This window comes from Alistipes dispar (assembly GCF_006542685.1).
Lineage (GTDB): Bacteria > Bacteroidota > Bacteroidia > Bacteroidales > Rikenellaceae > Alistipes > Alistipes dispar.
This window is the reverse complement of record NZ_AP019736.1, coordinates 598731-619420: the sequence shown is the minus strand read 5'-3', so window position 1 is coordinate 619420 and position 20690 is coordinate 598731. Positions and strand designations below refer to the sequence as shown.

22 protein-coding genes are annotated in these 20690 nt (G+C 65.1%); 19 read left to right on the top strand and 3 right to left on the bottom strand.

Going from position 1 to position 20690, the window contains the following annotated elements; all coding sequences use genetic code 11:
* Window positions 1-2: 2 nt before the first annotated feature.
* The 13 genes from FME97_RS02865 (at window position 3) to rsxA (ending at window position 12018) form a co-directional block, all read left to right on the top strand.
* A complete protein-coding gene (locus FME97_RS02865) occupies window positions 3-620 on the top strand; it encodes a deoxynucleoside kinase (RefSeq protein WP_141427780.1) in 618 nt (205 codons plus the stop codon).
* 1 nt (window position 621) lies between these two features.
* Entirely contained in the window at window positions 622-2136 is a 1515-nt protein-coding gene (locus FME97_RS02860) for a methyltransferase RsmF C-terminal domain-like protein (RefSeq protein ID WP_141427779.1), read from the top strand.
* Between the two features lie 5 nt (window positions 2137-2141).
* Window positions 2142-2855 (top strand): MerR family transcriptional regulator, encoded by a 714-nt coding sequence (locus FME97_RS02855; RefSeq protein WP_141427778.1) that lies wholly within the window; start codon window positions 2142-2144, stop codon window positions 2853-2855.
* 85 nt (window positions 2856-2940) lie between these two features.
* On the top strand, window positions 2941-3723 hold the full coding sequence (locus FME97_RS02850; RefSeq protein WP_141427777.1) for a Nif3-like dinuclear metal center hexameric protein: 783 nt from the start codon (window positions 2941-2943) through the stop codon (window positions 3721-3723).
* Window positions 3724-3745: 22 nt separating this feature from the next.
* Window positions 3746-4507 carry a zinc ribbon domain-containing protein gene (locus FME97_RS02845; RefSeq protein ID WP_141427776.1) on the top strand — a complete coding sequence of 254 codons (762 nt, stop codon included), beginning with the start codon at window positions 3746-3748 and terminating at the stop codon, window positions 4505-4507.
* A 247-nt stretch (window positions 4508-4754) separates the two neighbouring features.
* Entirely contained in the window at window positions 4755-6335 is a 1581-nt protein-coding gene (locus FME97_RS02840) for an NAD+ synthase (RefSeq protein ID WP_141427775.1), read from the top strand.
* Window positions 6336-6339: 4 nt separating this feature from the next.
* Complete coding sequence (locus tag FME97_RS02835; RefSeq protein WP_141427774.1) at window positions 6340-6759, top strand: SoxR reducing system RseC family protein; 420 nt, start codon at window positions 6340-6342, stop codon at window positions 6757-6759.
* A complete protein-coding gene (locus tag FME97_RS02830) occupies window positions 6760-7758 on the top strand; it encodes an RnfABCDGE type electron transport complex subunit B (RefSeq protein ID WP_141427773.1) in 999 nt (332 codons plus the stop codon).
* Between the two features lie 16 nt (window positions 7759-7774).
* On the top strand, window positions 7775-9118 hold the full coding sequence (gene rsxC / locus FME97_RS02825) for an electron transport complex subunit RsxC (protein WP_162852157.1): 1344 nt from the start codon (window positions 7775-7777) through the stop codon (window positions 9116-9118).
* Between the two features lie 23 nt (window positions 9119-9141).
* A complete protein-coding gene (locus FME97_RS02820; RefSeq protein WP_141427772.1) occupies window positions 9142-10107 on the top strand; it encodes an RnfABCDGE type electron transport complex subunit D in 966 nt (321 codons plus the stop codon).
* Window positions 10108-10120: 13 nt separating this feature from the next.
* A complete protein-coding gene (locus FME97_RS02815; RefSeq protein WP_232522920.1) occupies window positions 10121-10858 on the top strand; it encodes an RnfABCDGE type electron transport complex subunit G in 738 nt (245 codons plus the stop codon).
* Window positions 10851-11435, top strand: coding sequence for an RnfABCDGE type electron transport complex subunit E (locus FME97_RS02810; protein WP_141427771.1), 585 nt, complete (start codon window positions 10851-10853; stop codon window positions 11433-11435). The genes FME97_RS02815 and FME97_RS02810 overlap by 8 nt, the downstream gene beginning before the upstream one ends.
* Window positions 11436-11439: 4 nt before the next feature.
* Complete coding sequence (rsxA, locus tag FME97_RS02805) at window positions 11440-12018, top strand: electron transport complex subunit RsxA (protein WP_141427770.1); 579 nt, start codon at window positions 11440-11442, stop codon at window positions 12016-12018.
* A gap of 113 nt (window positions 12019-12131) precedes the next feature.
* Here the strand turns inward: rsxA and FME97_RS02800 are convergent, their stop codons facing one another.
* On the bottom strand, window positions 12132-13289 hold the full coding sequence (locus FME97_RS02800) for a sialidase family protein (RefSeq protein ID WP_141427769.1): 1158 nt from the start codon (window positions 13287-13289) through the stop codon (window positions 12132-12134).
* An 87-nt stretch (window positions 13290-13376) separates the two neighbouring features.
* Here FME97_RS02800 and hpt point away from each other — a divergent pair, with 87 nt between their 5' ends.
* The 3 genes from hpt to FME97_RS02785 are packed head-to-tail and all read left to right on the top strand — an operon-like array spanning window position 13377 to window position 14837.
* Window positions 13377-13919, top strand: a complete 543-nt coding sequence (gene hpt, locus FME97_RS02795; protein ID WP_141427768.1) for a hypoxanthine phosphoribosyltransferase — start codon at window positions 13377-13379, stop codon at window positions 13917-13919.
* Window positions 13919-14554 (top strand): 7-carboxy-7-deazaguanine synthase QueE, encoded by a 636-nt coding sequence (locus tag FME97_RS02790; RefSeq protein ID WP_141427767.1) that lies wholly within the window; start codon window positions 13919-13921, stop codon window positions 14552-14554. Before hpt ends, FME97_RS02790 begins: the two co-directional genes overlap by 1 nt.
* Window positions 14555-14561: 7 nt before the next feature.
* Window positions 14562-14837, top strand: a complete 276-nt coding sequence (locus FME97_RS02785; RefSeq protein ID WP_141427766.1) for an FtsB family cell division protein — start codon at window positions 14562-14564, stop codon at window positions 14835-14837.
* A 189-nt stretch (window positions 14838-15026) separates the two neighbouring features.
* Here the strand turns inward: FME97_RS02785 and thiL are convergent, their stop codons facing one another.
* On the bottom strand, window positions 15027-15965 hold the full coding sequence (gene thiL, locus FME97_RS02780) for a thiamine-phosphate kinase (RefSeq protein WP_141427765.1): 939 nt from the start codon (window positions 15963-15965) through the stop codon (window positions 15027-15029).
* A 112-nt stretch (window positions 15966-16077) separates the two neighbouring features.
* Here thiL and aroQ point away from each other — a divergent pair, with 112 nt between their 5' ends.
* The 3 genes from aroQ to FME97_RS02765 all read left to right on the top strand — a co-directional run bounded on the left by aroQ (window position 16078) and on the right by FME97_RS02765 (window position 19539).
* Window positions 16078-16509 (top strand): type II 3-dehydroquinate dehydratase, encoded by a 432-nt coding sequence (aroQ, locus tag FME97_RS02775; RefSeq protein WP_141427764.1) that lies wholly within the window; start codon window positions 16078-16080, stop codon window positions 16507-16509.
* A 99-nt stretch (window positions 16510-16608) separates the two neighbouring features.
* Window positions 16609-18078 (top strand): pyruvate kinase, encoded by a 1470-nt coding sequence (gene pyk / locus FME97_RS02770; protein WP_141427763.1) that lies wholly within the window; start codon window positions 16609-16611, stop codon window positions 18076-18078.
* A gap of 12 nt (window positions 18079-18090) precedes the next feature.
* Window positions 18091-19539, top strand: coding sequence for a lipopolysaccharide biosynthesis protein (locus tag FME97_RS02765; RefSeq protein WP_141427762.1), 1449 nt, complete (start codon window positions 18091-18093; stop codon window positions 19537-19539).
* Between the two features lie 62 nt (window positions 19540-19601).
* Here the strand turns inward: FME97_RS02765 and buk are convergent, their stop codons facing one another.
* Window positions 19602-20669: a butyrate kinase gene (gene buk, locus FME97_RS02760; protein WP_141427761.1), complete on the bottom strand. Its 1068-nt coding sequence runs from the start codon at window positions 20667-20669 to the stop codon at window positions 19602-19604.
* Window positions 20670-20690 lie beyond the last annotated feature (21 nt).

Here is a 20690-nt window from a genome sequence, read left to right as displayed (position 1 = left end):
TTATGTATATAGCCATAGCCGGAAATATCGGCAGCGGGAAGACCACGCTGACCCAGATGCTCACGGCGCGTTACGACGCGCGGTCCTACCTCGAGGAGAGCAACAACCCCTATATCGGCGATTTTTACGAGGACATGAACCGCTGGTCGTTCAACTTGCAGATCTATTTCCTCGGAAGCCGCATCCGGCAGACGATGGAGATGCTCTCCGACGTCTCGCAGGGCGACATCATCCAGGACCGCACGATCTACGAGGACGCGTACATCTTCGCGAGCAACCTTCACGAGATGGGGCTGATGGCCACGCGCGACATCGAGACCTACATGAGCATTTTCCGGCTCGTCACGACGCTCATTCCCAAGCCCGACCTGCTGATCTACCTCAAGGCGGGCGTGCCGACGCTCACCTCGCAGATCCGCAAGCGGGGCCGCGAATACGAGATGAACATCGACGAGCTGTACCTCAAGCGGCTCAACGACAAGTACAACGACTGGATCGAACACAACTACGACGGCGAGGTGCTCGTCGTGGACAAGGACCACGAGGACTTCGTCTCGGACCCCGCGGTGCTGGATAAGATTTGCGCGCGCCTCGATGCGCTGAAAGCGGCCGGAAAATAGCATGGAACTGCCTCCGAAATTCGTCGAACGCGTGTTGCGCGACCTCGGGACGGCCGAAGGGCGCGCCCTGTGCGGGGCGCTCGACGCGCCGCCGCCGGTCTCCGTGCGCCTGAACCCCGCGAAGACGGGGACGGACCGGCTCCCGGAGCTGTTTCCCGAAGTGCTCCCCGGGGGGCCGGGGGGCGCTGGGACACCGCAGGCCGTATCCGGTGCGTCCGTGTCTTCCGGGGCATCCGGGAGCGCGGCGTTTTCCGGGACGGAGACACCGCCCGGCCTGCCGCAGCTCGACGTCGCGGGGCGGGTTCCCTGGTGCGCCGGGGGCCTTTACCTCGCTTCGCGGCCGCAGTTCACCTTCGACAGCGACTTCCACGCCGGGGCCTACTACGTGCAGGAGGCGTCGTCGCAGGCGGTCGGACACCTGCTCGGCGGCGCGGCGGTACGCGGTGCGCGTGTGCTGGACCTCTGCGCCGCTCCGGGCGGCAAGACGACGCTCTACGCCTCGCTCGCGGGGCCGGAGGGGCTGGTCGTCGCCAACGAGATCGACCGCCGCCGCGCCGCCGTGCTGGCGGACAACGTCCGCAAGTGGGGCACGGGCAACGTCGTGGTGACGACCTGCGAGCCGCGCGCCGTCTGCGACTTCGAGGCGTGGTTCGACGTCGTGGCCGTAGATGCCCCCTGTTCGGGCGAGGGCATGTTCCGCAAGGACCCGGCCTCCCGCGCCGAGTGGAGCGAGGGCGGCGTGCGCGTGTGCGCCGCGCGGCAGGAGGAGATTCTGCGCGAGGCGTGGCGGGCGCTCAAACCCGGCGGCACGCTGCTGTACAGTACCTGCACGTTCAACCGCGACGAGGACGAGGGCGTGCTGGAGCGGCTGCTCGCCGCCGTCGGCAGCGAGGCTGCCGAGACGGAGGAGCGGCCCGTGGACGGGGCCTGGGGCGTCGTCTGCGGCCGGGTCGGTGCGTTCCGCACCTATCGGTTCTATCCCCACCGGGCCGTCGGCGAGGGATTTTTCGCCGCCGTGGCCCGCAAGGCTCCCGATGCGGAGGGGCGGATGCGCACGCCCCGGGCGCGCCGTGCGGTGTTCGCTCCGGCCGACCGGGCGACTGCGGCCGAGCTGGCGCGCTGGACGCTCGATCCCGGCGCGATGCGCTTCGGCACGGTGGCCGGCTCCTGCTACGGCTGGTTCGCGGCGCAGGCCGACGCCGTCCGGGCGCTTTCGGAAGCGCTGCCCGCGATCTATTCCGGCGTGGCGTTCGGACAGGTGTTCCGGGGGGTGCTGAAGCCCGATCCGGCGCTGGCCTTCCACACGGGGCTGAACCGCGGGGCGCTGCCCGTGGCGGAGCTGGACGGGCCGACGGCGGTGCGCTACCTGCGGCGGCAGGACATCCCGCCCGGGGAATTGGCCGAGGGGATGAACCTCATTGCGGCCCGCGGCCGCGCGCTGGGCTTCGCCAAGCGGATCGGGCGGCGGGTGAACAACTTGTATCCCAATTCGTTGCGAATCATAAAACAGGATTGACAGATATGGCTGAAAAACTCTATTACTCGATGGGCGAGGTCGCCGAAATGTTCGACGTCAATCAGTCGCTCATCCGTCATTGGGAGTCGCAGTTCAGCGTGTTGCGGCCGAAGCGGAACAAGAAGGGCAACCGGCTCTTCACGCCGCAGGACGTCGAGAACCTGAAGCGGATCTACCACCTGGTCAAGGAGTGCGGCATGACGCTCGAAGGGGCCAAGCGGGCGATGCGCCGCCAGCCTGCGGGCGATGCGGCGGACCGCTCGGGCGAATTGCTGGAGCGGTTGCAGCGGATTCGGGCCCTGCTCGTCGAGGTCCGCGAGGACCTGAAGGCCGCCGACGGCGAGATCGTGGCGGTGGGCGACGACTACGGCGCCGAATCCCCGGCGGAAACGCCCGCATCCGCACCGGTTTCCGCGGAACGACCCGCGGCGGCCGGGAGCCTCGCGCCCGATACCCCGCCCGCCGTATCTGCGGATGATGCGGCGACGCCTGCCGCGGAGGCTCCGCAGGCAGGAATACCCGATACGGAGACTCCGGCGCGCCGCCGGAACCGGGCCGTCGTGAAGATCGACGAAGCGGCCGGCGTTCCGTCCGGAGCGGAATCCCCGGCGGACGGAGCGCCCGGCGCCGTGCGGCGTCCGGTGCGCAAGCCCCGCCGCAAGAAGGAGGAGCCGGAGCACAAGGAGCTGTTCGCCTTCTACGAGCAGTCGTTGTTCTGAGATTCCGGGGCGCGGACCGTTTCCGGAAGGTTCCGGTGTTCGGAGCCGCGGAGCGGAGAAAACGGATGACATATTTTTCAGGATTATGAAGATCAGGGATATTACGACGGTTATCGAAACCTTTGCGCCGCTTCGGTGGCAGGAATCCTATGACAATGCGGGGCTTATCGTGGGTCGCGGGGAGGACGAGGCGCACGCCGCGCTGCTGGCCGTGGACGTGACCGAGGAGGTGCTGGACGAGGCCGAGCGGCTGGGATGCGACCTGGTCGTGACGCACCATCCGATCGTCTTCCATGCGCTCAAGCGCTTCAATTCGGCGGACACGGTGCAGCGCTGCGTCGAGCGGGCCATCCGCCGCGGCATCGCGCTGTACGCCTGCCACACCAACCTCGACAGCGCTCCGGGAGGCATGAGCTGGCATCTGGCCGGGATGCTGGGCGTGGGGAACCTCCGCGTGTTGCAGCCCGCGGCCGAGGAGGGTGTCGGATTCGGCGTCGTGGGCGAGCTCGCGGAAGCGGTCGATACCGTGGAGTTCATGCGCTTTATTCAGCGGCGGCTCGGGGCGAGCGTCGTACGTTACAGCGACATCGCCTCTTCCGCGGTGCGCCGCGTGGCCGTCTGCACCGGGGCCGGGGCCTCGCTCATCGGCGACGCACGCCGCGCCGGGGCCGATTTCTACCTCACGGCCGACATGAAGTACAACGACTTCATGATGCCCGATAAGGCCCTCACCGTGGCGGATATAGGCCATTTTGAAAGCGAATATTGCGCAATTCAGCTTTTATTTGACATTTTGTCGAAAAATTTACGTACCTTTGCGGTTCGCAAGAGTGAATGCTCTCGCAATCCGGTGAATTATCTGGTTTAAGTCTAAACTCTAAAGACAACATATGGCAACACAAAAGAAGACTGCCGAAGTTGATTACTCGATGCAGGAGAAGATTCTGGCGCTCTACGAACTGCAGAAGATCGACAGCCGGATCGACGAGATCAACAAGGTGAAAGGTGAACTGCCTCTCGAGGTGCAGGACCTCGAGGATGAAGTGGCCGGAATGAAGACCCGCATCGAGCACATCAACGCCGAGATCGAGGAGTTGAACACGCTCACGAAACAGCGCAAGCGCGAGGTGGATCAGGCCCGGATCATGATCGGAAACTACAAGGAACAGCAGAACAACGTGCGCAACAACCGCGAGTTCGACGCCATTTCGAAGGAGATCGAGTACCAGGAGCTCGAGATCGAGCTGGCCGAGAAGCGCCTGAAGGAGTACGCCGCGGGCATCAAGGCCAAGAAACTCCAACTGGAGGAGGCCGAGGGGCTCGTGGAGGGCCGTGCCGCCGATTTGCAGGCCAAGAAGGCCGAGCTGGACGGCATCGAGGCCGAGACGGCGCCGCAGGTGGCCGAATACGAAGCGCAGGAGGCCCGCGCCAAGGAGAAGATCGACGAGCGCCTGCTGGCGGCTTACGAGCGTATCCGCCGCAACGTCCGCAACGGACTGGCCGTGGTGACCGTCAGGCGCGACGCCTGCGGAGGCTGCTTCAACCGCATTCCGCCCCAGCGCCAGGTGGACATTCGCCAGGGAAAGAAAATCATCGTCTGCGAGTACTGCGGCCGTATCCTGGTCGCCGATCCCGCCGGGGAGCAGGAGTAGGGAGACGTGTCGTGCGACATGCGGAGGCTCTCCGTCCGGAAAGGACGGGGAGCCTCCGCCGTATCCGGCCGGTGCGAAGTGCGGCCGGAATGCGGAGCCGGGGGGGCCGCGTTCCGCTTCGGAGATGCCGGCGGCGGGGGCGTTCGGCGGGGCGGCCTGTTATATTATTAACATTGAAAATTTTTCCGACTTTTGCAAATAATCTTTAAATTTGCGGAGTTGTAACTTACCGACTTAAATTACTGCCATGAAAATAGCCATAGCCCAGCTGAACTACACGGTGGGGGATATCGACGGAAACACGGCGAAGATCGTCGGCGCGATCGACGAGGCGAAGGCGCGGCGCGCCGATCTGGTGATTTTCGCCGAGCAGGCCGTGAGCGGCACGCCGGCCTTCGACCTGCTGCGCAAGACGACCTTTCTCGAACTGTGCGAAGAGGCGCTGGAGAAGATAGCGTCCCGCTGCGACGGGATCACGGCCCTGGTGGGGCTTCCGGTGCTGACCCGCGAGGGGACGATCAGCGCCGCCGCGCTCCTCGAAAACGGCAGGATACAGCGTTATATCGGCAAGAAATACATCTCGGCGCGGCGCGAAATGGGTTTTCTGGTCCCTTCGAAGGGCTACGAGTACATCACCGTCAAGGGCCACAAGTGCGCCGTGGTGGTGGGCGACGATCTGAGCCGCGAGCGCGATTTCGACAAGTCGGTGGAGACGATCATCTCGATCAACGCCCGCCGTTACGGCAAGGGAACGATGACCTACCGCTACGAGATGATGCGCGACCTGGCCTTCGTCGAGGGCAAGAACCTCGTGATGGCCAATCAGGTGGGCGGTTCGACGGAGATCGTTTACGACGGCACTTCGGGGGCGATGAACAGCCGCGGCGAGGTGGTCGTGATGATGAAGAGTTTCGAAGAGGATTTCCAGTTGTTCGACACGAAGGCCGAGGCCGCACCGATTGCGGTCTCGTCGTCGTATAATGAGCGTACGCGGCTGATCTATGAGGCGGCCCGCTGCGGCGTGCGCGACTTCTTCCGCAAGAACGGCTACGCGAAAGCCTCGATCGGCCTTTCGGGCGGCATCGACTCGGCCGTGGTGGCCTCGATCGCCGTGGATGCGCTGGGGGCGGAGAATGTCCGGGCGCTGCTCATGCCTTCGCCCTTTTCGTCCGACGAGTCGGTGGAGGATGCCAAGCGGCTGGCCGCGAACCTGGGCATCGGTTACAACGTCATTCCCATTTCGGAAATCTACACCAGCGTGGTGAACACGCTCAAGCCGGTGATCGGCGGCACGGAGTTCGACTCGACCGAGGAGAACATCCAGACCCGTATCCGCACCGTGCTGCTCATGGCCCTGCAGAACAAGACGGGGCATATCCTGCTCAACTCCTCGAACAAGAGCGAGAACGCGCTGGGACTCTGCACGCTTTACGGCGACACGGCCGGGGCGTTCAGCCCCACGGGCGACCTTTACAAAAGCGAAATGTACGACGTGGCGCGCTATATCAACCGCACGATGGGCAATCCGATTCCCGAAAGCATCCTGACCAAGGAGCCTTCGTCGGAGCTGCACCCCGGGCAGAAGGACAGCGACATCCTGCCTCCCTACGAGGTGGTGGACGTCATTCTGTTCCGCATGATCGAGGAGGGGCAGCACCGCGAGGAGATCGTCAATGCGGGCTTCGACGCCGAAGTGGTGGAGAAGATCCATTCGATGATCATGCGCAACGAGAAGAAACGCTACCAGTTCCCGCCCGTGCTGCGTCTTTCCTCCTGCTCGTTCGGCCACGAACGGCTGATGCCCCTGACGAACAAATACGGAGATTGAGGCCGTGGCGCGCCCGATCGAACATAGCGGGGTGGTGGAACGCACGGCGCCCGATGCGGTGTACGTGAGAATCACCTCCCGGAGCGCCTGCGGAGCGTGCCGGGCCCGGCAGGCGTGCGGTCTGGCGGAGACGCAGGAGAAGATCGTCGCCGTGAAGACGGCCGATGCTCCGCATTACGCCGCCGGCGAGCAGGTCGTGGTCGGCGTGCGCCGCAGCGCGGGGATGCGTGCCGTCGCCCTGGCCTATGTCGGTGCGCTGGCCGTGCTGCTGGCCGTGCTCTTCGCGGCGAATGCCGCTTTGGGCTGGAGCGAGGGGGCGAGTGCGCTCGCGGCGCTCGGAGGCGTGGTGCTCTACTACGTCGTACTGTGGCTCTGCCGGCGGAGAATCGAACACACAATTCATTTTACAATAACTAAAATCTAAATGGAAGTATTACTTTACACGATCCTGACGTTGTGCGCGTTGGGAGTGCTCGCGGCCGTGGTGCTCTACTTCGTGGCCCGGAAATTCCGGGTCGAGGAGGACCCGCGCATCGACGAGGTGGAGAAGATGCTCCCCGGGGCGAACTGCGGCGGCTGCGGATTCGCCGGATGCCGCGGCATGGCCGATGCGCTCGTGAAACGCGACGACATTTCGGCGCTGTTCTGCCCGGTGGGCGGCAGCGACTGCATGAAGGCCGTGGCGGCGTATCTGGGCAAGGCCGCGGCCGAGAAGCAGCCCGAGGTGGCGACGGTCCGCTGCGGCGGCACATGCGAGAAGCGCCCCCGCACGAACGGGTACGACGGCGTGCGGTCGTGCGCCGTGGCGTCGTCGCTCTACGTCGGCGAGACGGCCTGCGCATTCGGCTGTCTGGGATTCGGCGACTGCGTGGCGGCCTGTGCGTTCGACGCCATCCGCATCGACCCGCAGACGGGGCTTCCGGAGGTCGATCCCGACAAGTGCACGGCCTGCGGCGCCTGCGTGAAAGCCTGCCCGCGCATGATTATCGAGCTGCGCAAGAAGTGGCCCAAGAACCGCGCGGTCTATGTGTCGTGCGTGTCGAAGGAGAAGGGCGCGGCGGTGATGAAAGCCTGCAAGGCGGGCTGCATCGGCTGCGGCAAGTGCGAGAAGGTGTGCGCCTTCGGGGCCATCACCGTCGAGAACAACCTCGCCTACATCGACCCGCAGAAGTGTAAGTTGTGCCGCAAGTGCGTGAACGAGTGTCCGACCGGAGCGATCCGCCTGGTGGGCATGGAGCCGCTGCCGAAGGCGCCGAAGACGCCCGCCGCACCGAAGCCGGCCGCGGCTGTTCAGGCGGCGGAGCCTGCGCCTGCAAAGCCTGCGGCGGCTCCGAAGGCCGGGAAGAAGGATCCGGAACCTGCGCCTGCGGCCGCTGAAAAGCAGGGTGCGTCGGCCACGGACGCTCCCGCCAACGAATCGTAAAAACAGCAATTGAGATATGAAGACATTTCCAATGGGCGGAGTGCATCCGTCGGAAAACAAACTGAGCTGCGCCAGGCCGATCGAGCGTCTTCCGCTGCCCGAGACGGTGACGATCCCCCTCGCGCAGCATATCGGGGCGCCGGCCGTGGCCAGGGTCGCCAAAGGCGACCGGGTGCTCACGGGACAGCTCATCGCCGAGGCCGGCAGCTTCATGTCGGCGAATATCCACTCTCCGGTGTCGGGAACGGTGACGGCCGTGGACCTCCAGCCCAACGGGCAGGGGCTGCGCCAGATGATGATTACGATCCGGCGCGAGGGCGACGAGTGGGCCGAGGGCATCGACCGCTCGGAGACGCTCGTGCGCGAATGCACGCTTTCGGCGCAGGAGATCGTCGCCCGCATCAGGGAGGCCGGCATCGTCGGCATGGGCGGCGCGACGTTCCCCACGCACGTGAAACTCTCGGTTCCTCCCGGCAAGAAGGCCGAATGCGTGATCGTTAACGGCGTGGAGTGCGAACCCTATCTGACGTCGGATCACCGCACGATGCTCGAATACGGCGAGGAGCTGCTCGTCGGCGTCACGATCCTCATGAAGGCCGTGGGCGTCGGTAAGGCCTATATCGGTATCGAGAACAACAAGCCCGACGCCATCGCGCATCTGCGCGGCCTGTCCGCCGGATACGGGGGCATCGAGATCGTCCCCCTGCAGGTGAAGTATCCGCAGGGCGGTGAGAAGCAGCTTATCGCGGCCGTGACGGGCCGTCAGGTCCCGCCTCCGCCGGCGCTGCCGATCGACGTGGGCGCCGTGGTGTGCAACGCCTCGACGACGGTGGCCGTTTACCGGGCCGTGCAGAAGCGCATGCCGCTCATCGAGCGTGTCGTGACGATCACGGGCAAGGGGCTCAGGGAGCCGAAGAACCTGCTGACGCGCATGGGAACGCCCGTCATGACGCTCGTCGAGGCGGCCGGAGGACTTCCCGACGGCGAGCTGAAGGCGATCAACGGCGGCCCGATGATGGGCCGTGCGATGGTCAATCTCGGGTCGCCCGTGACGAAGGGCTGCTCGGGCATCACGATCCTCTCGGGCCGCGACGCCGTGCGCCGCGCACCCTCGCAGTGCATCAAGTGCGCCAAATGCGTGGAGGCCTGCCCGATGGGCCTCGAACCCTATTTCCTCTCGAAGATGACGCAGAAGAAGGGCTGGGACGAGCTGGAGGCGCGGATGATCACCTCGTGCATCGAGTGCGGCAGTTGCCAGGCGACCTGCCCGGCCTACCTGCCTCTGCTCGACTGGGTGCGTCTGGGCAAGCAGACCGTCATGGGGCTGATCCGCGCACGCGCCGCGGCGGCCAAGAAGTGATAACGAAAAAATACGGATAATCTATGGCTAATAAACTTATCGTAGCTCCTGCGCCGCACGTGCAGTCCGCGCAATCGACCGCCTCGATCATGCGCGACGTCATCGTGGCGCTGATGCCCGCGCTGGTCGTTTCGACGGTGGTCTTCGGCATGGACGTGCTGCGCGTCGTGGCCCTCTCGGTGGCGGCGTGCGTGGCGTTCGAGTACCTGATCCAGCGCTTTCTGGTCCGCGGCCCGCTGACGGTCTCCAACGGGTCGGCCGCGGTGACCGGCGTGCTGCTGGCCTTCAACCTCCCGGCCTCGATTCCCTGGTGGATCGTGGTGATCGGCGCTTTCGTGGCCATCGCCATCGGCAAGATGACCTTCGGCGGGCTGGGCAAGAATCCCTTCAATCCGGCGCTGGTGGGGCGTGTCTTTCTCCTGATCGCCTATCCCGTGCAGATGACTTCGTTCCCGATGCCCGTGAACGGGGCGTTCGACGCGCTGTCGGGTGCGACGCCGCTGGCGGCCGTCAAGCACGGTGCGGCGGCCGATGTGGTGGGCGTGCAGGAGCTGCTGCTGGGCAACATGCCCGGTTCGCTGGGCGAGGTGGCCGCGCTGGCGCTGCTGGCGGGATTCGCCTACCTGCTGTGGCGGCGTGTGATCCGGTGGCATGTCCCCGTGACGGTGCTGGCGACGATGGCCGTGTTCGCCTTCGTCTATGCGCTGGGCAAGGGGATGACGGGCGCGGCGCTCTGGCAAGTGCCGCTGTTCCACGTGCTGGCCGGCGGTGCGATTCTCGGTGCGGTCTTCATGGCGACGGACTATTCGACCTCGCCGATGACCGTCCGCGGAGGGGTGATCTTCGCTGCGGGAATCGGCGTCATCACGATGCTGATCCGTCTCTGGGGAGCCTATCCCGAGGGCATGTCGTTCGCCATCCTGATCATGAACGCCTGCGTTCCTCTTATCAACAAATATGTCAAACCCAAGCGCTTCGGCGTGAAATAAGCAGGTGCGAGGTATGAAAAGTACGCTTTTGAACATGACCGCCGTGCTCTTCGGCATCACCCTCGTGGCTTCGGCCGGGGTGGGCGTCGTGAACATGATTACGGCGGAGCCGATCGCGCAGGCCAAGCAGGCCGCGACGAAGGCGGCGCTCACGGAGGTCCTCCCGCCTTTCGACGGGACGACGAGCGAGGAGCTGACGATCGACGAAATGCCGATCACGGTCTATACCGCCACGAAGGGCGGCGCCGTGGCGGGCTATGCCGTGCAGACGATGACCAAACAGGGTTTCAGCGGCGTGGTGCGCCTGATGGTGGGATTCACGCCCGAAGGCGAAGTGGTGAACGTCAATGTGCTGGAGCAGTCCGAGACGCCGGGCCTCGGCACGAAGATGGCAGACGAGGGCAACCCGCTGCTGATGAGCGTCAAAGGACAGAAACTGGAGGAGAAGAAACTCGTGGACGGCAAACTGGCCGTTCGCAAGGACGGCGGCGACGTGGATGCGCTGACGGCGGCGACGATCTCCTCGCGCGCCTATGTCGATGCGATCAACCGCGCGTGGATGGCTTACCGGAGCGTGGCGTCGGGCGAAGCGCCCTCGGACGTGGCTTCGGGGGCGTCGCAGACCGCTTCTGCCGGGGATGCCGCGGCGGCCGGAGAGGCCTCGGCACAGGCCGCCCCGGAAGGTAAGGAAGAGTCCGGGACCGTAGGAACCAACGAATCGCAGATTCAGGAAGGAGGTCATAATGAATAAGTTGCAGATAGTTTTGAGCGGGATTGTCCGGAACAATCCCACGTTCGTGCTGGTGCTGGGCATGTGCCCCACGCTCGGCACGACGACGTCGGCCGCGAACGGCATGGGCATGGGGCTGGCGACGACCGCCGTGCTGATCATGTCGAATCTGGTGATTTCGCTCATCAAGAACATCATTCCGGACAAGGTCCGCATTCCGGCCTTTATCGTGGTGATCGCCTCGTTCGTGACGATCATCCAGATGCTGATGGAGGCTTTCGTGCCGGCGCTGTACGCCGCGCTGGGTGTCTTCATCCCGCTGATCGTGGTGAACTGCATCATTCTGGGACGCGCCGAGGCTTTCGCATCGAAGAATTCGCCGCTGGATTCCATCCTCGACGGCGTAGGGATCGGTCTGGGCTTCACGCTGGCGCTCACGGTCATGGGAGCCGTGCGCGAGGTGCTGGGCAGCGGCGCCGTCTTCGGGGTCGATCTCGGCATTTCCGACCTGACGCCGCTGGTGTTCGTGCTGGCTCCCGGCGGATTCCTCACGCTCGGATACCTGATGGTCCTGTTTAATAAATTAGTCAAGAAGTAGAGTCATGGAGATATCCTATTTCGCAATCATCATCGGCGCCATCTTCGTCAATAACGTCGTGCTGGCGCAGTTCCTCGGCATCTGTCCCTTCCTGGGCGTGTCGTCGAAGGTCGAGACGTCGCTCGGCATGGGCGCGGCCGTGACGTTCGTCATGGCGCTGACGGCCGTGGTGGCCTGGCCGATCCAGACCTATATCCTCGTGCCGCTGGGTATCGAGTACATGCAGACCATCGTCTTTATCCTCGTGATCGCCGCGCTGGTGCAGATGGTCGAAATCATTCTCAAGAAGATGTCCCCGTCGCTCTATCAGGCGCTGGGTATCTTCCTGCCGCTCATCACGACGAACTGCGCCGTGCTGGGCGTGGCGATTCTGATGATCCAGAAGGAGTTCACGCTCCTGCAAAGCGTCACCTACTCCGTCGCGACGGCCCTGGGATTCGGCCTGGCGCTGGTGCTCTTCGCGGGTATCCGCGAACGGCTCGAGTTCGAGGACGTGCCCGCGGCGTTCCGCGGCGTTCCCATCGCGCTCATCACGGCCAGCATCCTCGCCATGGCTTTCATGGGCTTCTCGGGGCTGGTGTAGCAGCGGAACCTTACGGGAAAAAGACGCCCGGAGCTCTTCGAAAGAGCTCCGGGCGTTTGCATGCCGGGGGGCGGATCGGGGCGTCGGGATGCCGGGAAACCGCCGCCGTCCGTTTACCGTCCGTCGTCCGCTCCGTCGGTGAGCCAGTCGATGGAGAGGCGGGTGAAGCGGATCTCGAATCCCGAATCCCAGTCGCCGACCTCGGTGAGCAGGCCGATTCCGCCGTCGGCGAGCCGCGTGAGCGAGGAGTAGCCCGCGGGACCTTCCCAGACGGTTTTGCGGACGGGCCATGTCCGGCCCTCGTCGTAGCTCAGGGCGACGGAGACGTTGCGGCGCTCGGCCGTGTCGGCAGGAATCGAATGCAGCAGGCGGTCGTGGGAGGCCCCTTCGCTGCGGAGCGAGTAGCGCAGCAGGTCGCCGTTGCAGGCCGGATCGGGCAGGTCGGACCACGTGCCGACGGGGCTCCATGTCGCGCCCCGGTCGTGCGAAACGGCGAAGCGGCGGCAGCCCTTGTCGGGGTTGCGGATGCTCATGAGCCAGCCGCCGTCGGCCAGCTCCGCGAGTTTGGCCTCGTCGCCGCAGTCGGAGGCTGCGGCGGGAAGCAGCCGCCAGGTGCGGCCCCCGTCCCCGGAGAGGCAGACGTAGTTGTACAGCGGCGGCCATTTCGTTCCCGTCCGGTGGGCGGCCGCGGCGAACAGCAGCGTGCCGTCGGCGAGTTGCAGGGCGCGTCCCGAGGCGGCGAAAAGTCCCGAGAGGGAGTCCGCCGCGGGGTTGTTGCAGCCGGGGCCGTAGATTTGCGGGGTGATGCGTTCCGGGGCGCTCCACGTGCGGCCGTCGTCGCGGCTGCGCGAAACGTTGACGTCGAGCGGGTGTTCGGCCGTCGAGGCCCAGAGCCCGCAACCCGAGGCGAAGATGCAGAGTATGTCGCCCGAGGTGCGGTCGGTGACCAGCGCGGCGTCGCCGTATCCGGTCTCGGCGGTGTGCAGGGCGATCGGAATCTGGTCGCTCCACGTGCGGCCGTTGTCGGTACTGCGGCGCACGACGAGGTCGATGGCGTTCGGCAGGTCGCCCTGCGAGTCGTTGCGGCGGTCGGCCACGGCCAGCAGCGTACCCTCGGCAGTCGTGGCGAGCGCCGGGATGCGGTAGTACTTCGAGCCGTGGTCGCCCGGGCGGAAAAGCGTCGTGTGCACGGGTTCTTCGGGGCGGGCGGCGCAGGCCGCCAGGAGCAGGACGAGCGGCAGGACGAGCGGCCGCAGATGCGGGGTTTTCATCTTTTTGCGATTATTTTGCGTGAAACGTTGGCAATGTTGTCCGAGATTCGTTATTTTTGCAAAATTAAACACAAATCCCGAATTGCGATGAAGGACATCATAAAACTTCACGACAAGAAGTTCAAGATCATGATTCCCGCCGAGAAGATCGACGAGGCGGTGACGGCCGTGGCCGACCGCATCAATGCGGATTATGCCGGCTGCCCGACGCCGCTGTTCGTGGGCGTGCTGAACGGGTCGTTCATGTTCATGAGCGATCTGATCAAGAAGATCGACTTCAACAACGAACTTTCGTTCGTGAAGCTGGCCTCCTACGAGGGAACCAGCTCGACGGGGGAGGTGAAGAGCCTCATCGGACTGAACGGCTCGATCGAGGGGCGGCACGTGATCGTCGTGGAGGATATCGTCGATACGGGCGAGTCGATCGAGCACATGATGCGCGACCTGCAAGCCCGCCGTCCGGCCAGCGTCGAGGTGTGCACGCTCTTCTTCAAGCCGGGATCGTACCGCAAGCAGGTGCCGATCAAGTACCGCGCGATGGAGATCGGCAACGAGTTCATCGTGGGTTACGGGCTCGACTACGACCAGTTGGGCCGCAGCCTGAAGGATATTTACGTCGTGACGGAGTGATGGCTGCAGGAACCGATAACGCGCTGCTCGACGGGGGGCGGCTGTTGCCGCTCGTCGAGGATTTCTACACGATCCAGGGCGAGGGCTACCACGCCGGCAAGCCGGCCTACTTCATCCGTCTGGGCGGGTGCGACGTGGGTTGCAGTTGGTGCGACGCCAAGTACACGTGGAATCCGAAGCTCTATCCGCCCACCGACGTGGGGACGGTGATCGACCGGGCCACGTCGTGCGCCGCGCGGGCCATCGTCATCACCGGCGGCGAGCCGCTGATCTATCCGCTGGGAATCCTGACCGGAGAGTTGCGCCGGAGGGGGCTCGAAATCTTTCTGGAGACCTCGGGTTCGCACCCCTTCAGCGGGGTGTTCGACTGGGTGTGCCTTTCGCCCAAGCGCAGGCAGCCGCCGCTGGACGACGCCTACGGTAGGGCCCACGAGCTGAAGGTGATCGTCGAATCGGAGGCCGATTTCGAGTGGGCCGAGCGGAACGCCGCGCGCGTCGGGCGGCATTGCCGGCTGTATCTCCAGCCCGAATGGAGCGTCTCCGAACGGGTGATGCCCGCGATCGTGGAGTATGTCAAGGCCCGTCCGGAGTGGAACATCTCCATCCAGACGCACAAGTACATGCGCATTCCCTGATCCGCCTATGAAAATCCGACCGGGCCGGAAGTTCTGGATCGCGGCGACGGCGATCATCGTGGTGCTCACGCTTTTCGTGGTGGGGCGCAATGCGCTGCACGCCGTGAAGATCAAGGGGCAGATCAACGCCCTGCTGCGCGAGGAGCTGTTCTACCGGGAGCGGATCGCGCAGGACAGCGCGCTCGTCGAGCAGTTGCGTTACGACGACTACCTCGAGGAGTACGCCCGGGAGAATTACCACATGCAGCGGCGCGACGAACACGTCTATATCGTCGAGGAGTAGCGGGCGTTCATTCCGTCTCCCCTCCCGACGGATTTCCGTCCGTCCGGCGGATTTGCGGATGAAGGCGTGCGGCGCGGTTTTCGGACAGGGCGTTTCAATGATTCCGGTGGGAAAATTCCCGTCGGTTTTTCTTTTTTCAGGGAGCCGGTTTCGGAGGACCGGGGTGCGGACGCCGTTTCCGTGCCGGAATCAGAAGTGTTCGAAGCCGTGCCAGTCGAGCGGCTCGGGACGCCCGTCGCGGAGCCAGACGAGGCCCGGGCGGGCGGTGATGCGGCCCAGCGGATAGAGCGGCGAGCCGAAGCGGGCGAGGTAGTCGGCGGCCAGACGGTCGGCGGCGGACGGATCGGCGGTGAGGAGCAGCTTGTAGTCCTCGCCTCCGCAGGCGGCGGTGCGCAGGTCGGACCCCGGGGCGACGGGGATGAGCGAAAGCTCCACCTCTGCACCCGCCGACGAACGGTCGAGGATGTGTCCGAGGTCCGAAGCCAGTCCGTCCGAGAGGTCCATCATGGCGTGCACCTCGCTTCGGGCGCCCAGCCATGCACCCTCCCCGACCTGCGGCTCCGGGTTGCGGTGCACGGCGGCGAGCGGCGTGTCGTACCGTCCGGCGAGGATGTCCCGCAGTCCGGCACCCGAGGCTCCCAGTTCGCCCGCGACGAAGACGACGTCGCCCTCCCGGGCGGCGTCGCGGCGTTTGACGTGTGCGTCGGGGGCGCGGCCGATGGCCGTGACGTTGATCGTGATGCCCCCGGCCGAGCGGGTCGTGTCGCCTCCGACGAGTGCCGCGCCGTAGCGGGCCGACAGCTCGCGGTATCCCTCCGTGAACTCCGCGGTCCAGGCATCCTCCGCATCGGCGGGGAGCGCCAGGGAGAGCAGCGTGGCGACGGGACGGGCGCCCATCGCCGCGATGTCGCTCAGGTTGACGGCCAGCGATTTGCGGCCCAGTTCGCGGGCCGAGGTCGCGGCCCGCAGGAAGTGCACCCCCTCGGTCAGCAGGTCGGCGGTGAAGAGCAGCGACGTTCCGTCGCCGAGCGGCAGCACGGCGCAGTCGTCGCCGATGCCCTCGAAGCCGTTGTCGGGGAGTTCGGCGAAGAGCCGCCGGATCGAGTCGATGAATCCGAATTCAGTCATTGTTGCGGAGCTGTCGGACAAAGGTATCGAATTTTCCGGGAATTATCACTATCTTTGTCTCGCGAACGGCGGACCGGGGTCCGCTGCGGCGCACGAAGCAAACGATGCGGATATGAAGATATTGATTCTCAACGGCCCGAACCTCAATTTGCAGGGACGGCGCGATCCGGAGGTGTACGGCACGGAGACCTTCGAAGAGTTTCTGGAACGGCTCCGGGCCGGCTTTCAGGGCGTGGAGTTCGGGTATTTCCAGTCGAATGTCGAGGGAGAGCTGATCGACGCCCTGCAACGGGCCGAGGGACGCTACGACGGCGTGGTGCTCAATGCCGGGGGATACACGCATACTTCGGTGGCGCTGCGGGATGCCGTGGCGGCGGTGTCGGTTCCGGTCGTGGAGGTGCATATCTCGTCGATTCTCGCCCGCGAGGAGTTCCGGCACGTGTCGCTGCTGGCCCCCGTCGTGAAGGGGTCGATCATGGGTTTCGGGCTGGACTCCTACCGTCTCGGCGCCGAGGCCCTGCTGGGAGGCTGCGGAAAGCGGTAGCTTTTCCGGCGGAGCGGACGGGGCGGGGCAGGGCAGCCCCGCGGGACGGACGGGCAGGAATCCGGACGATTGAGAGAAACACAAATAAACGTATTTCCTATGTATAGAATGAAAAAAACGAAGATCGTTGCGACCATGTCGGATTTCCGCTGCACGGAGGAGTTCGTGAAGGAGCTTTTCGATGCGGGGATGGACGTGATCCGCGTCAATTCGGCCCATGTGACCGAGGAGGGCGCCACGCGCATCGTGGAGATCGTGCACAAGGTCAATCCGGCCATTCCGATCATGATCGACACGAAGGGGCCGGAGATCCGCGTGACGACGATCGCCGACGAATACGGCAACAGCATCCATTTCCGTGCGGGCGACCGGGTCGCCGTGCGCGGGTCGGACGGTTCGGACATGACCACGCGCAAGGTGGTGTACATGAATGTCCCGACGATCGTGCGCGACATTCCCGTGGGGGCGCGGATGCTCATCGCCGACGGCGAGCTGGAGATACGTGTCGTGGGCAAGAGCGACACGGAGCTCGACTGCGAGTTCGTCGTGGGCGGCGCCATGCGTTCGCGCAAGAGCGTCAATGTGCCGGGCGTCTCGGTCGATCTGCCGTCGGTGACCGAGAAGGACCGCCGTTTCATCGAGTGGGCCGTGCGCCACGACGTCGATTTCATCGCCCATTCGTTCGTGCGCTCGGCGCGCGACATCCGGGCCGTGCAGGAGATTCTGGACGCCCACGGCAGCCAGATCAAGATCATTTCGAAGATCGAGAACCAGGAGGGGCTGGACAATATCGACGAGATCATCGAAGCGTCGTACGGCATCATGGTGGCGCGCGGCGACCTGGGCGTGGAGCTGCCGGCCGAGGCGATTCCCAACGCGCAGCGGCGCATCGTCGAGAAGTGCATCTGCGCCAAACGTCCGGTGATCATCGCCACGCAGATGCTCTATTCGATGGTCAAGTCGCCCCGTCCGACGCGCGCCGAGGTGAGCGACGTGGCCAGCGCGATTTACGAGCGCGTGGATGCCGTGATGCTGAGCGACGAGACGGCCATGGGCGACTATCCGGTGGAGGCCGTGGAGACGATGGCCCGCATCGCCCGCGAGATCGAGCGCGACGAGACGCATTTCAAGCCGATGATCGACATGGATATGGTCTCGGTGAACCACGAGATCACGGCGCAGTTGGCCCGTTCGGCCGTGCGCGCCTCGACGAACCTGCCGGTGAAGTACGTGGTGCTCGACACCAAGACGGGCCGCACGGGGCGTTACCTGGCGGCGTTCCGCGGCCGGAAGACCGTGATGGCCGTCTGCTACCAGCTTCACGCGCAGCGCATCCTGGCGCTTTCGTACGGCGTCGTGCCGATTCTCCGCAATCAGGAGCTGCGCGACAAGTACCACTTCCTGATCGACGCGCTGGAGTTCCTCGACCAGTACAGCAAACTCGCGGACGACGATCTGCTGGCCATCGTGGGCGGCAGCTTCGGGCCCGACGGAGGCGCGTCGTACATCGAGTTCGCCAGCGTGCGCAACATCCGCCGGCGCAACGCGGAGATCGAGGCGCACAAATAAACGGAGCGGGGCTTGGAGGAGCAGCTCAGAGAGCAGGTGGCCCGCGGCGTGGCGTGGAGCATGGCCGAGAAGATCGGGTCGATGCTCTCGATGACCGCCGTGCGGCTGGTGATCCTGAACCTGCTGGAGCCCCGGATCTTCGGCTGCTTCGCCATCCCCTCGGCCGTGGCGGCCGTGGCGATGGTGGTGGCCGACAGCGGTTTTTCGCAGAACCTGATCCGCCGCCGGGACCCCGGCCCGCGCGACTACAAGGCGGTGTTCGTCTTCAACATGGCTCTCTCGTCGGCGCTCTACGTGCTGCTGGCGCTGCTGGCGCCCGTTGCGGCGCGCTATTACGGCATGCCGGAGATCGCCCGCATCGCGCCGGTGTTCCTGCTGCTGCTGCCCCTCTCGTCGCTCTGCTCGGTGCAGAACGCCATCTTCACGCGGCAGTTCCGCTTCGCGCTGCTCTCGAAGGTCAATTTCCTCTCCTCTTTCGTGAGCGGACTGGCCGCCGTCGCGCTGGCGGCCCTCGGGTGCGGCATCTGGAGCCTCGTGGCCGAACGGCTGCTGGCGATGGGCGTGCGGGCCGCGCTGTTGTGGCGGTTCAGCGACTGGCATCCCTCGGGACGGTTCAGCGCCGCGCCTCTGCGTGAGATGGCTCCGTTCAGCATGAGCCTCATGGCGACCGACCTGATCTCGACTCTCTACAACAAGCTGCCGCAGTTTTTCTTCGGCAGGCTCTATCCGGCGGCGACGCTCGGCGTCTTCGAACAGGCCGTCAAGCTCAAGGACATGCCCACGACGGCCGCCGTGCAGTCCGTGCAGAGCGTCACCTTTCCCGCGCTGGCGAAGATCGGGGACGACGCCCCGAAGTTCGCCGAGAGCTACCGGCAGGTGATGATGGTCATGGCCTACGTGATGTTTCCCGCACTGCTGGGGCTGTCGGCCGTGGCCCGCGACCTGTTCGACGCGCTGCTGACGGACAAGTGGCGGCCGACGGTTCCCTATTTCGAGGTGGTGTGTCTGGCCGGAATGTTCTACTCGGTGGGGATGATCGCCTACAACGTGCTGAAGATCAAAAGCCGAGGGCCGCTGATCGTCCGGCTCGAAGTGCTCAAGAAGCTCGTCATGACGGCCGTGTTCGCCGTGACGATCCCTTGCAGCGTGATGGCCGTGGTATGGGGGCTGGTCGTCATCGCCTTCTGCGAAATGGCCGTCAATTTCTGGGCCACGCTGCGCTTCACGACGCTCTCCGTCGGGCGGTTCCTCCGGACCATGCTGCCCGTGGCGCTGGCTTCCGCGGCGATGTACGCCGTGGTGCGGCTGACGGCTGCGGCGATGCCTCCCGGGCACGCGCTGCTGCGGGTCGCGGCGGAGGTCGCGGCGGGCTGCGCGAGCTACCTGCTCGTTTCGCTGCTCTTCCGGCTGGAAGCTTTCCGGCAGGTGGTCTCCCTGTTGAAAAAGCAGGCTGCCCGTTGAGGACAGCCTGCTTTCGTTTCGGATGAATGTATCGGAACCGTCGCCGGAAGGAGATTCCGCCGCTATGCGTAAACCTTCGGCTCTACGGAGCCCCGCAGGACGACGAGAGCGTTGGCCACCAGTGCCTCCAGCTCGTTCTCGCCGGGGTAAACCGTGACCGGGGCGATGAATCCGCAGCGGTCGCGGAGGTAGTCGGTGACCGGCTCGTTGTAGGCGATGCCGCCCGTGAGCAGGATCCCGTCCACCCGTCCCGAAAGCGCAGCGGCCATGGCGCCGATCTGTTTGGCGATGTTGTAGCACATGGCGTCGAGCACCTTCTGCGCCCGCTGGTCGCCCTCGGCGATGCGTCCCATGACCTCCATGACGGAGTTCGTTCCCAGGTAGGCCACGAGGCCGCCCTTGCTGGAGACGAACTTGAGCAGCTCCTCGCGGGTGTACTGCCCCGAGAAGCAGACCTTGATGAGCTCGCTCGAGGGGATGCTTCCCGCGCGGTCGGGGGCGAAGGGGCCGTCGCCGTCCAGGGCGTTGTTCACGTCCACGATCCGGCCCTGCCTGTGGGCCGCGACCGAAATGCCGCCGCCCATGTGGGCGACGATCAGGTTCGCCTGTTCGTAAACCAGTCCCGCGCGGTCGCAGTGCAGGCGTGCCGTGGCCTTCTGGTTCAGGGCGTGGAAGATCGGCTTGCGCGGGCACATGGGCATGCCCGTGATGCGGGCCGCGTCGTCCATCTCGTCCACCACGGGCGGATCGGCTATGTAGGCCTTCACGCCCGCCATGTGGGCGATCTGCGCCGCCAGCAGCCCTCCGAGGTTGCAGGCGTGCTTCATCTGGGCGTTCCGCAGGTCGTACCGCATCCGCGAATTGACCTCGTAAACCCCCGCGGGGATCGGACGGATCAGCCCGCCGCGGCCGATGACGGCCGCGAGCTGTTTGATGTCGAACTCCTTCTCGCGGAGCGCCGTGAGGATCAGGCCCCGGCGCCAGTCCAACTGGTTGATGATGTCGGGAAACTGCGCGATCTCTTCGGTCTTGTGGCGCAGGGTCACCTCCAGCAAGGGCCGTTCGTCGTCGTAGAGGGCGATCTTGGTGGATGTGGAGCCGGGATTTATCGCTAATACTTTGTAGCCCATAAAGTTCTCGGTTCAGGTTAG

Bases quoted from the DNA above. Each gene is read 5' to 3' on its own strand.
- FME97_RS02840 (WP_141427775.1), top strand. From the start codon at position 4,755: ATGAAAATAGCCATAGCCCAGCTGAACTACACGGTGGGGGATATCGAC.
- FME97_RS02845 (WP_141427776.1), top strand. From the start codon at position 3,746: ATGGCAACACAAAAGAAGACTGCCGAAGTTGATTACTCGATGCAGGAG.
- FME97_RS02820 (WP_141427772.1), top strand. From the start codon at position 9,142: ATGGCTAATAAACTTATCGTAGCTCCTGCGCCGCACGTGCAGTCCGCG.
- FME97_RS02785 (WP_141427766.1), top strand. From the start codon at position 14,562: ATGAAAATCCGACCGGGCCGGAAGTTCTGGATCGCGGCGACGGCGATC.
- hpt (WP_141427768.1), top strand. From the start codon at position 13,377: ATGAAGGACATCATAAAACTTCACGACAAGAAGTTCAAGATCATGATT.
- FME97_RS02865 (WP_141427780.1), top strand. From the start codon at position 3: ATGTATATAGCCATAGCCGGAAATATCGGCAGCGGGAAGACCACGCTG.
- FME97_RS02790 (WP_141427767.1), top strand. From the start codon at position 13,919: ATGGCTGCAGGAACCGATAACGCGCTGCTCGACGGGGGGCGGCTGTTG.
- FME97_RS02800 (WP_141427769.1), bottom strand. From the start codon at position 13,289: ATGAAAACCCCGCATCTGCGGCCGCTCGTCCTGCCGCTCGTCCTGCTC.
- FME97_RS02830 (WP_141427773.1), top strand. From the start codon at position 6,760: ATGGAAGTATTACTTTACACGATCCTGACGTTGTGCGCGTTGGGAGTG.
- FME97_RS02815 (WP_232522920.1), top strand. From the start codon at position 10,121: ATGAAAAGTACGCTTTTGAACATGACCGCCGTGCTCTTCGGCATCACC.
- FME97_RS02810 (WP_141427771.1), top strand. From the start codon at position 10,851: ATGAATAAGTTGCAGATAGTTTTGAGCGGGATTGTCCGGAACAATCCC.
- FME97_RS02860 (WP_141427779.1), top strand. From the start codon at position 622: ATGGAACTGCCTCCGAAATTCGTCGAACGCGTGTTGCGCGACCTCGGG.
- FME97_RS02855 (WP_141427778.1), top strand. From the start codon at position 2,142: ATGGCTGAAAAACTCTATTACTCGATGGGCGAGGTCGCCGAAATGTTC.
- pyk (WP_141427763.1), top strand. From the start codon at position 16,609: ATGTATAGAATGAAAAAAACGAAGATCGTTGCGACCATGTCGGATTTC.
- rsxA (WP_141427770.1), top strand. From the start codon at position 11,440: ATGGAGATATCCTATTTCGCAATCATCATCGGCGCCATCTTCGTCAAT.
- buk (WP_141427761.1), bottom strand. From the start codon at position 20,669: ATGGGCTACAAAGTATTAGCGATAAATCCCGGCTCCACATCCACCAAG.
- aroQ (WP_141427764.1), top strand. From the start codon at position 16,078: ATGAAGATATTGATTCTCAACGGCCCGAACCTCAATTTGCAGGGACGG.
- FME97_RS02850 (WP_141427777.1), top strand. From the start codon at position 2,941: ATGAAGATCAGGGATATTACGACGGTTATCGAAACCTTTGCGCCGCTT.
- thiL (WP_141427765.1), bottom strand. From the start codon at position 15,965: ATGACTGAATTCGGATTCATCGACTCGATCCGGCGGCTCTTCGCCGAA.
- rsxC (WP_162852157.1), top strand. From the start codon at position 7,775: ATGAAGACATTTCCAATGGGCGGAGTGCATCCGTCGGAAAACAAACTG.